We start from the raw sequence: 9,486 nt of genomic DNA on the forward strand, positions 1-9,486 counted from the left end.
GTGCTGACTCCATTCTCAAGCGAAGGAGCCTCCTCGGAAGCCGGGGCGGTTCGCTGACGATTGTCCAAGTGCTAGCCGTAGCGTGCATCTCGCGCTCGGTATAGGCGGCGAAGCACGAGACATCCTCGCAGATGCCGCATCCATCTCAGTTGCACCCCACGGCGGGCGGCAAGTCAATCATCTCTGGCGGCGCTGATGGAGCGCTAGAAGATGGCTTGCTGGCCGTCCTCGCGCTCCGGTAAGCGTACGCGCGCATGGTGACGGATGGGATGGGCGAGCCCTTCGTGTCGTACCTTCGCGAGAACATCTTCGCGTCTTGCGCGCGCCTCGGCCCAGCGCTCAGCCCACCATGCGGCGACCTTGTCGCTTCCCACATCGGCAGGGTCGAACACCCAGTTGGGAGACTCGTCCATGCCCAAGAGATAGCGGTCGAGATTGGTGGCAAGTTTCACTCCGTACATGCAGCGTTCGATGCCATGCACGAGGAGTTCGTCTGCGTCGAGTCCGAGCGCGATCAGGCCATCGCGCAGTCCGCGCAGTTTTGGGCTCGTGCCTTCGCCGAATAGGTTGTTTGCCTTCCACCCGCCCTTGCGGCTCGAGACGAAGCGCTCGAGCCCCCTGAGCGTCCGCGAGGAGAAGTGGAACGTGCCGACGCCCTGTGTCCGCGAGTCGCTCTCGTCCTGAATGTGCTCGTAGCGGATCGTCAGTCCTGCATGTCCGCCGACGAGCTGCGCGGGCATGCCGAGGCGGTCGTATTGGTTCGGCCTGCGCCCGTAGAGGCTGGTTGTGCCGATGTAGCAGAGGTTCGCCGGACGCCCGATGGGTCGCCCGGCCATCGACGAGGCGATGATCCCTGGGGAGTTCACGTAGCGGCGCTTGTACTCGGCGATCACGGCGGGCGTGGTCGCGAGCATCGCGACGAGCTTCCCGCCAGCGAGATGCGAGTACGGTGCGATCGCGCCGCAGACGGTGAGGTCGGCGATCTCCGTGCCGACCGTCTTGCTGCGGGCGATGCGGACAACCCGCGACAAGAGTTCTCGCCCCTGGGGCCCGTCCGGCAGACCGCTCCCGAGTTGAATCAAGAGGGGGATCAGCTTCGAGAGTTCGACCGCGCGTTTCGCGCGGAAGAGATAGAGTTCGGCCCGAGCGGCACATGCCTCTTCGGTGGTCACGTCGTCGCTCGACTTGTACTCCTGCGCCTCCATCAGGCGATGGTGCTGCACCTTCGCCGATGCCGCGGACTGCGCGCAGGCGAGCGCGGTCTCGATCGTCCACTGCGTCTGGTCGGCAGGGAGCAGCAGGTCGCGCACGAAGTCGACGGTGTAGATCTCATCGATGGCGCCCTGCACGACCTTGCGCGCCCACCGCAGCGCTTCATCGCGATCGCCTTCGATCAGTCGGTCGACGACCTGGTCGGTGTCCCAGCCGATGAAGCGGTCACGCGGACCGAGGCGCACCGCTGCGCTGCTCAGCGCCGCGATCCCGATCACCGGGTGAAGTGGAGCGGCGCGGTCGCGCACGATGAACTGGAGTGACCGTCCCGGGACGCTCTCGTACGGACTCGACCAGGTGTGCCGGAAATACCGCCAGATGTCCTGCGTGCGCAGTCCGGTGAAGGCGCACACGTCGTCCTTGCTCACGAACTGGATGTACGGATCGACGAGCGCTGTGAGTGACTCGCCTGCGGCGAGCGACGTGGCAAGCGCGCGACCGTCGCGCATCAAGGACACGATCGACGTGCGTTGACCCTTGTGGAGTCGCCATCGCTCCATGTCGCGCACGAAGGCGCGCACGGAGGTCTTCATGAGTTGCTCGTCGCGGCGCACGAGCAGGCGCTCGCGCAGCACCTCGCGCGACATGCCCGAGAGAGGGCGTTCGCCCCAGAGATGTTCGCGACGGAAATGCAGCGTCCAGCCTTGCTGCACGAGATCAGCCATCACGCCCGCCATCGCGACACCCCACGCGCGGTCGTCCGCATCCTTCATTCGCTGCGCACGCTGCTGCGCGGCGGCGAGCGCCTCATCGATGTCGATCGCCTCGATGCGCTCCCCGGCGTCGTGTGCGGATGCGATGTCTTTGAAGATAGCGAGCGCGTCGCGAACGAACGACGACGGTTGTCGCGTATCGATCGGTTCCTTCGTGAGTTGCGTCCAGTCTTTCATCGCCTCGCCAGAAGCACATCCATCGCTTGGCTCCACTCGGTGCGGAAGGCCTCAAGCACCTTCCGCTCCTTCGGATTCGTGAACGTGGCCTCGGCACGCGCGGCGGCCAAGACCATGAGACGGATGCCGCTCGCCACCTGCTCGGGGTCGACTTCCTTGCCCGAGACGATCGGGCCGTACACCTGTCGATAAAACTGGTGACGCGGATTGATGACGCCGACGATCGCGTTGCCCATGCGCATAGGCTCGAGGAACACCGCCGAGGCGAGTTCGTCCTCGAGGAGGTGATACGAGGGCGTGTTGTCCTTGCCGTTCTGTTCGATCCGCTTGAGGAGCGGATTGCGCTCGACGATCGCCGCGTACGAAGGCACGTCGCCCACGCGCATCGGCGGCAGCGGACTCATCCGCCCGTCACGCAAGACGGCGATCTGCTCGGCCGAGTCCGACGCCTTGCTCGTCTTGATCGCCGCGAACGCGTCGCGAGCGCGCGCGTTGAGCGCCTTCGCGGTGGTCTCCATGAAACCGGTGAGCGCTTCGCTCAGGTAGTCCTTCGGCCGGATCTGCTGCTTGGTGTGGGTGATACCGAACGCCTCGTCGAGCACCGGGTCGAACCGCACCTCGCAGCGCCACCAGTCGTCGTAGTTCTCGCGGCGCTTGGCACCCATGAAGAACCAGCCGAAGTCGACCTCGCGCCCCGCACGCACGATCGACACCCCGGCGCCGTTGGCGACGCCGATGTCGCGCTTCTGGTCGTTGCTGAGGTCGTACCACGCGTCGACCGGGAGTTCCGAGAACACCACCTCGACCTTACCGACAGGGCTGTCTTCATCCTGCGGGTCTGCATAGACCTCGCAAGTCCAGGTCGATTGGAACTGGCGCGCGCCGCTCTGCACCGCCTTCTGGTTGAGGTACAGGGGATCGACCGGCTTCACCGGCGTGCCGTTGATCTCGATGGTCACGCCGCCGAGGAGGAAGTAGCGGAAGATGCGCCCGATCGATGTGCCGAGCTTTCGCGCGAGCGCCGACGGGCGCTTGCTGTCGAGCCGGTCGCAGCGCTCCCAGACCACCGTCGTGCCGTGCTCGGGGTCGATGCGATCGACGTTGGTCACCGCCTTGTGTCGCACCGGCTCGGGGATGCTCTCCACCCCGCCCGCGGCGATCTCGTCGACGTCGAGATACGTCGTGAGCACTGACGCGGCGGACTGCCAAGTGTAGACGCTGGCGCGACGCGCCTGACCGAGGGAGGCGTTCGGAAGTCCCATGCCGAAGCGGCCGAGCCCCGAGCGATCGTTGTACCGGCCGCTGCCGCCGAAGCGCATCGCCTGCACCAGCGTGTGTCGATCCATGCCCTTGCCGTCGTCGGCCACTTGGATGCGCACGTCGGAGCCGCTCATCGCGTCGCTCGCCTCGATCGCGATCCGGATCGTCCGCGCTCCGGCCTGAATGGCGTTGTCGACCAGTTCCGCGACGGCGCTCGAGGTGCTCTTGTAGCCGGAATCGCGCGTGGACAGGATGAATTTGTCCAAGGCCACTATCGAATTCGACGGCTTACTCACAGGGCGCGCTCCTCAATTCAAAACCCGAGCTGGCGAGCGGCCGAGGGGTCACCTCGGCCGCTGCTCAGCCCAAGTTTACGCCCCCGTCACTTCGGCGCCGTTCGCCCCTGCTCCTCCGCCTCGAGCGCGCTCGAGGCCTCGTCGTCGAGGGTGCCCTGCGGCACCAGGCTCGCGAGCGCGATCCCAAGTTGCCCGGACCAGAAGTTGCGCTCCGACTTGTAGAAGGTGGCGCGATTTCCTTCGGCGTCGATCTCGCCGTCGGCCAGGACGAACAGCAGCACCTGCAGCGCCGACACCACGTCGCCCGACGCCTTCGCGTACAGGCGGGTGTAGAAGGGATGCGCGGTGTTGAGGATGATCCGCTTCTGGTCGCCCATGCGCTTGGGGAGGAAGAACGGGCCTTCCTCCATCGCATCGAAGTCGATGTCCCACGGCCGGGTCTTCGTCTCCTCCGCGATCTCCTCCCGCACCACTTCCTCGGGCTTGCCCGTCTCCTTGGTGCGCGCGGCGACCTCCTCCTCGAGGTTCTTCTCCGCCTCCTGCTGCGCCTCGGGCGAGATACGCGGTGTGCGGGTCTTGAACCGCTCCGCCTCCGCCATCGCGTTCGCAGCCGGGAGTTCCGCCGCCTTCTGGTTCGTGACCTTGTCGATCTCCGCGCGGACCTTCTTCGTCTCCAGGTCCCACTGGCGGCGCATGTCGACGACGAGCGAACCGAGGCCACCGGCATTCTTGCCGTCGGTGCGCAGTTTCTCGACCATGTCGTCGTCGATGCGGATCTGCTGCTTCGACGTGGTGATGCTGAAGTACTCGTCGAGCGCCGGGTCGAAGTCGATCTCGATCTTCACGTACGCGTCGTTGTTCTGGAACTTCGTCCAGGCCGGCTGCACCACGTCGATCTGCCGCCCTTCGCGGCAGACCAGGAAGCCGTTGAGCCCGTGCTTGGGCGCGAGCACCTGATCCCAGCGCTTGTTCTTGCGCTCGCCGGTTGCGAAATCGTCCGGCGTCGCCCACGAGAACTGCGGGTGCAGGTACGACGCGCGGATCTTCACCGTGCCGCTCTTCTTGCCGTCCCGCGTCTCCATCTCGAAGGTCTTCTCGATCACCTTCTTCGCCTTCACTCGCGTCTCGTCGACGAAGCGCGCGTGCGGCAAAAGGAACAGGGGATCGATCGCCTGGCAATCGACGCCGTCCACGGCGATCCGCACCTCGGGGATCCAGTGACGGTAGATGATGCCGAACTGGTGGAGGAGCTTCTGGCGCAGCTTATTGGCCTGGATCCAGCCGGTCATGCCGCGCAGGCGGTCGAGGTCTTCGAGCACGATCACCGTGCCCGACTCGAGGCTGCGCAGGTCAATCGGCTTCGAAAGTTCCTCGCCATCCTCCGGCGGGAGCGATGCTTGGTGCGGCTCGAGGAGCCACGCGGGCAGTTTCACCTTCTTCGACGCGAGGAGTTCCTCGGTCGCCTTCGAATCCGAACTCGCCTCCGCCAGTTTCTTGAGATCGATCGAGACCGCATGCCAGTCTTCGCCCTTGACCTTCGAGTACACGGTGTACTTGCAGGCGATGCTCACGCACGAACTCGGGAGTCCGTACCCGAAGCGGCCGAAGCCGTGGCGGTCGTCCTCGCGGTCGGTGCCGCCCCAGCGCACGGCGTACCCGATCATGTCCTTGTGCATGCCGGTGCCGTCGTCGACGATGGCGATCTGCGTCGGGTTCTTTGCCTGCGTCACGTTGCCCTTGTCGAAGCCCAGGCTGATCTCGACGGAGTTGGCCCCGGCCTGCACCGCGTTGTCGATCAACTCGGCCAGGGCCCAGGCCGGGTCCTTGTAGCCGAGGTCGCGCATGCCGCGGATGAAGGCGTCCTGGAACACGACGCCTTGCGCGCCGCCCTTGGCTTTTTCGCGCGCGACGTACGCCTTCTGCCGCTCGATCGTCTCGAGGAGGAGTTGCGCCTTCTTCATGGTCTGCCTCTCGTTGTCGTGGATCGGTGCCTGCTCATGCTGCAGGGCCGTTTGCTCGGTCGCCTCGGCGACGGTGTCGGTATCGAAACTCATTTTCGTGCTTCCTATCATTTGGCCGACCCGCGTTCGGAGCCGGCAAGGAAGGGGGCGGCGTGAACGACGATCGGCACGCCCCCCAAGCGCCGATCGTCGTGGCGATGTGATCGCCGTACTAAGACCAGGTCTTGGTCGATTCGTCGTACGTCTTGGCCGAAGCGGCGCCCGTCTTCACGATCGCGATGCTGTGCATCGCGCTCTGCTTCGCGGTGTAGCCCTCGGAACTGACGCAGATGGCTTCGTGGTTGGCGGATCGGAGGGTCCAACGCCACTCGCCCTTGTTGTCCTTGTAGAGAATGAAGTACATGGTCGTGATGAGTTGAGAGTCAGGGTGCCGATCGAGGCGAGCGCGCGCCGACGCACCCCGCGGAGGCCGACGCGTCTCGATGCATCGGTCAGTTGAGCGAGTGGCTCGCGTCGAGCGCGGCCTGGACCTTGGCGGTGCCCTTGCCCCGTGCGGTGCACACGGCCTGGACGGAGACGCCGAGTTCCTCGGCGATCTCGCGGTCGGTGTAGTCGGCGAGCGCGAGCTCGAGGACACGGCGCTGCACCGAGGGGAGCGCGGCGATCGCCACGCAGAGGGCCTCGGCGCACTGGCGGCGCATCGCGATCGCGAACACCGGGTCGCCGAGTTGGAACGCCTCCTCCTCGGACTCGGCACGGTCGGTCTCGTCGTCGGCGAAGTCCGAATCCGCGCGCTCCTCGTCGAGGGTGACGAAGTCGCTGTGCAGGCGCATCAGCGCGTCGACGCAGTCGCTCACCCGGGAGGGGAGCACCGCCATGCGGTAGTGATGTGCCGACGCGGCGCGCGCCGGATCGAAGCGGGACTCGACCCGAGCAAGGTCGAGCAGCGCGAGTTGCACGAGATCCTCTTCGAGCCCGCGCTGGCGTGCCCAGTTCGCGATGCGTTGGCCGCGGATCGCCTTCTGGTAGCTGGGGAGGTGGTCGAGGAAGTCCGGGGAGAAGCGGACCGCACTCGTGGCGGAAGGAGTCGATGCGTCAGAGGCCATGGGGCCCTCCAGTTGAGAGTCATTGACGAGCGCACCCAAAAAGGGCACGCGCTGCAACGACAGGAGGAGGTCCAGCCTCGGCGCGATTCGACTCTTTGCCAGTAGGCCCACGTTAGGAGCCCGGTGAGAGCAGAACAACCGCCTGCGAATGTTCAGTTTACGGTTGAAGGCAACAAATCATCAACCCCCGCCGACCGGAAGATCGCCGTGAGTTCGCCTGTGGCGCGCAAGCGACACTCCGATCCAGCGCAAAAGGACCGGGGTGTATCACGTCATGAGCCACCTGGCCGGTAGAGTGCTGCCATCCAGTTCGGCGCGAGGTGCGGTACCCTGAACGCCGACGCCGGTGCGGATCATCGGGACAACAACAAGCACGCCATGCTGTTCTTTTTCTCCTCGGACTCGGCACCGCGCTATCGCCAGGACATCCTCCGTGCGCTGGCGATGCCCGCGGGCGCGCGGTTGCAGTTCCGCTATCGGCTACGTCACGTCGCCCTCGGCCTGCACGATCGGATCGAGGGCAATCAGTTAGTGGACGCTGACGTCTGCCTCTCATACGTTGACACGAGCGACCAGAATTCCCCGCCCGCGATCGCGCCCGTACGCGCTGGGAAGGTGGCGTACACCGAGGTGCAGGGCGACTTCTGCGTCTTCGAGTTCGCGCTGGCGGGCTTCGCCTTCGCCCAGGACATCGACGTGTTCAACCGTCAGATCAGAACCCAGAGCGGCAACCTGCCGATGTGGAAGGACGGAAAGGTCGTCGGTCATTTCTGCGAGGAGATCGCGACCCAAGGGCTGCCGCTCAGGCTCGACGCGGACACCGGCGAGTGGCAGAAGATCTGCGAGACGCTCGCCAAGTACCCCGCATACCAGGCCGAGCCGATGTTTTATCGGCTCGAGGGCGTCTATGAATCGGACTCAAACAAGCCGGTGCCGTGTGCCGAGGGCACGCTCGAACTGCAGTCCGGCAAGTTGTACGACGTGCGGCTCCTCCACTACAGCCCGAAGGCGATCGTCTTCCCGGCGCGGCTCGAGAACAAGGATCTGAACTGGCTCACCGCGGACGCCGACGAGAAGGTGCTGACCTTCGTTGGTACCCGTGCGCTCGCGATCGATTCGGGATACGACCGTAAGACGGTGCGCTTCCGGGCGGCGGTCACCGCGACGCCGCTCGACGCGCGGCTGTCGCTCAGTCGACGGCCGGTCGGAGCGACGAAGCCCGAAGAGGACATGTGGGACTTCGACCTCCATGCGCGGATCAAGCCGGCATGGCTGCGCCTCGTCGGGCTCGGGCTCGTGATCGGCCTCCCCGTCGCGATTCAAGGCATGATCCTTGCGCTCAGCAACGAGAAGGTCACGTACCGAGAATACGTGGTCATCGCGGTCGCCATCCTCGGTCTTGTAGGTGGTGTCCTTACAACCATGTTCGGGACGAAGAAGTCCTAGGATACGGACCTGAGAAATGAAGCATGCACAGCCCAAGGCGACGAGCGCGAAGCTGACGCAGTTGCGTGCTCGTCTGGAGCAGGCCTTCCACGGCGACACCGCCGCGCCCGGGACGGATTCGTCCATCCCGAGCGCCGGGCACTGCGCCGCGGTGTCGGCGATCGTCCAGGCGGAGTTCGGGGGCGACTTCGTGAGCGCCGTCGTCGAAGGACAGAGCCACTGGTTCAATCGCCTCGAGGTCGGACGCCGAGTGTGCGACGTCGACCTTGCTGGCGATCAGTTCGCCGGAGTCGAACCGGTACGAATCGTTCGTGCCGGGGAGTTGTACGACCCGACTCGGGTACGCACGCCGGAGCAACTCAACGATGAGACGCTGCGCCGCGCGCTCCTCCTCGCCACGCGCGCGGGACTGCCCGATGCCGCGCTCAAGCTCTCCGCGCGGCTTCTGTCCCGCGAACTAGCCGCAGCTTAGAGAAGCCGCAGGCGCAGAACCGGCGTTCGGGCTACACGGATCTTCCGTTGGGTGGGGCCCGAACCCATTTCTGACCGGAACGCACGCGCCATCTTGCGACGGGATCAACACTTGGCACCGCCCGCAGGCAAACGTAGCCCGAGGGCGAGCGTCAGGACCATGTGCCTGCGGCGGACTTAACGCTCTGCGTATCCAAGGGCCGCGCGTCGAACTGACCTGCGCGCCGCCGGCCCTGGCTGAGCGCTGCAAGAGGTGTGACGCCTCCGAGGCTACCCTTCTTCGTCATAAAGAAGTGCCACTTGCCGCCGGGAGAGACTTTCCCGAGCGCAGCGGAAACCAACTGCGCGTGGAGCCGCGCAAGCCCCTTGCCGCAGAAGAACCGGGGCGCGTACTCGCGGTTCTCGACCTGAAGCAAGAAGACTCTGGACTTGGAAAGGGCCCTATCAAGCTCTGCACGGCTCCAAGCCACCATCGTCAAGAAGGTCTCAACGTCCACGAGTTCACCCTGAACTTGCGCGTCGGCAAGCCTACGACCCCAATCGATCTCGACGGTCGATGCTTCATCGTGTCGGTTCATGGAAGGCCCCGCCTGCTGCGCGCCGAATCAAGCTGGCATCTACACGTCCGGATCCTTCGCGATCGGCGGACTGAATCGAGCGACTTCTACGCGATTCGTCAATCGATCGACGACGCCGTGATCACTCTGATCGGCAAGCGGCACGCCGGACTCTGAACCGCCCCGGCTTCCGAGGAGGCTCCTTCGCTTGAGAATGGAGTCAGCAT

General features: G+C 65.2%; 8 protein-coding genes. 2 read left to right on the top strand and 6 right to left on the bottom strand.

Annotation, left to right across the window (positions count from 1 at the left end; all coding sequences use genetic code 11):
* Positions 1 to 203: 203 nt before the first annotated feature.
* The 5 genes from G5B56_RS19625 to G5B56_RS19645 all read right to left on the bottom strand — a co-directional run bounded on the left by G5B56_RS19625 (position 204) and on the right by G5B56_RS19645 (position 6,785).
* Positions 204 to 2,162: a Druantia anti-phage system protein DruA gene (locus G5B56_RS19625; protein WP_164964330.1), complete on the bottom strand. Its 1,959-nt coding sequence runs from the start codon at positions 2,160 to 2,162 to the stop codon at positions 204 to 206.
* On the bottom strand, positions 2,159 to 3,688 hold the full coding sequence (locus G5B56_RS19630) for an ATP-binding protein (protein WP_164964331.1): 1,530 nt from the start codon (positions 3,686 to 3,688) through the stop codon (positions 2,159 to 2,161). The genes G5B56_RS19625 and G5B56_RS19630 overlap by 4 nt, the downstream gene beginning before the upstream one ends.
* 116 nt (positions 3,689 to 3,804) lie before the next feature.
* Complete coding sequence (locus G5B56_RS19635; RefSeq protein WP_164964332.1) at positions 3,805 to 5,772, bottom strand: ATP-binding protein; 1,968 nt, start codon at positions 5,770 to 5,772, stop codon at positions 3,805 to 3,807.
* A 118-nt stretch (positions 5,773 to 5,890) separates the two neighbouring features.
* A complete protein-coding gene (locus G5B56_RS19640) occupies positions 5,891 to 6,082 on the bottom strand; it encodes a DUF1508 domain-containing protein (RefSeq protein ID WP_164964333.1) in 192 nt (63 codons plus the stop codon).
* Between the two features lie 88 nt (positions 6,083 to 6,170).
* The gene (locus G5B56_RS19645) at positions 6,171 to 6,785 is read right to left on the bottom strand and encodes a sigma-70 family RNA polymerase sigma factor (RefSeq protein WP_164964334.1); all 615 of its coding nucleotides are present in this window, start codon (positions 6,783 to 6,785) and stop codon (positions 6,171 to 6,173) included.
* A 378-nt stretch (positions 6,786 to 7,163) separates the two neighbouring features.
* Between G5B56_RS19645 and G5B56_RS19650 the strand changes: the two genes are divergently transcribed.
* Positions 7,164 to 8,231, top strand: coding sequence for a hypothetical protein (locus tag G5B56_RS19650; RefSeq protein ID WP_164964335.1), 1,068 nt, complete (start codon positions 7,164 to 7,166; stop codon positions 8,229 to 8,231).
* Positions 8,232 to 8,247: 16 nt separating this feature from the next.
* On the top strand, positions 8,248 to 8,703 hold the full coding sequence (locus G5B56_RS19655; RefSeq protein WP_164964336.1) for a hypothetical protein: 456 nt from the start codon (positions 8,248 to 8,250) through the stop codon (positions 8,701 to 8,703).
* A gap of 151 nt (positions 8,704 to 8,854) precedes the next feature.
* Here G5B56_RS19655 and G5B56_RS19820 read toward each other — a convergent pair whose 3' ends face one another.
* Entirely contained in the window at positions 8,855 to 9,280 is a 426-nt protein-coding gene (locus G5B56_RS19820) for a hypothetical protein (protein ID WP_206023558.1), read from the bottom strand.
* Between the last annotated feature and the right edge of the window lie 206 nt (positions 9,281 to 9,486).

The organism is Rubrivivax sp. JA1026 (genome assembly GCF_011065555.1).
GTDB classification, from domain to species: domain Bacteria; phylum Pseudomonadota; class Gammaproteobacteria; order Burkholderiales; family Burkholderiaceae_C; genus Rubrivivax; species Rubrivivax benzoatilyticus.

Excerpts from the sequence above, each read along its gene's own strand:
- G5B56_RS19625 (WP_164964330.1), bottom strand. The coding sequence starts at position 2,162 with ATGAAAGACTGGACGCAACTCACGAAGGAACCGATCGATACGCGACAA.
- G5B56_RS19635 (WP_164964332.1), bottom strand. The coding sequence starts at position 5,772 with ATGAGTTTCGATACCGACACCGTCGCCGAGGCGACCGAGCAAACGGCC.
- G5B56_RS19640 (WP_164964333.1), bottom strand. The coding sequence starts at position 6,082 with ATGTACTTCATTCTCTACAAGGACAACAAGGGCGAGTGGCGTTGGACC.
- G5B56_RS19645 (WP_164964334.1), bottom strand. The coding sequence starts at position 6,785 with ATGGCCTCTGACGCATCGACTCCTTCCGCCACGAGTGCGGTCCGCTTC.
- G5B56_RS19650 (WP_164964335.1), top strand. The coding sequence starts at position 7,164 with ATGCTGTTCTTTTTCTCCTCGGACTCGGCACCGCGCTATCGCCAGGAC.
- G5B56_RS19655 (WP_164964336.1), top strand. The coding sequence starts at position 8,248 with ATGAAGCATGCACAGCCCAAGGCGACGAGCGCGAAGCTGACGCAGTTG.
- G5B56_RS19820 (WP_206023558.1), bottom strand. The coding sequence starts at position 9,280 with ATGAACCGACACGATGAAGCATCGACCGTCGAGATCGATTGGGGTCGT.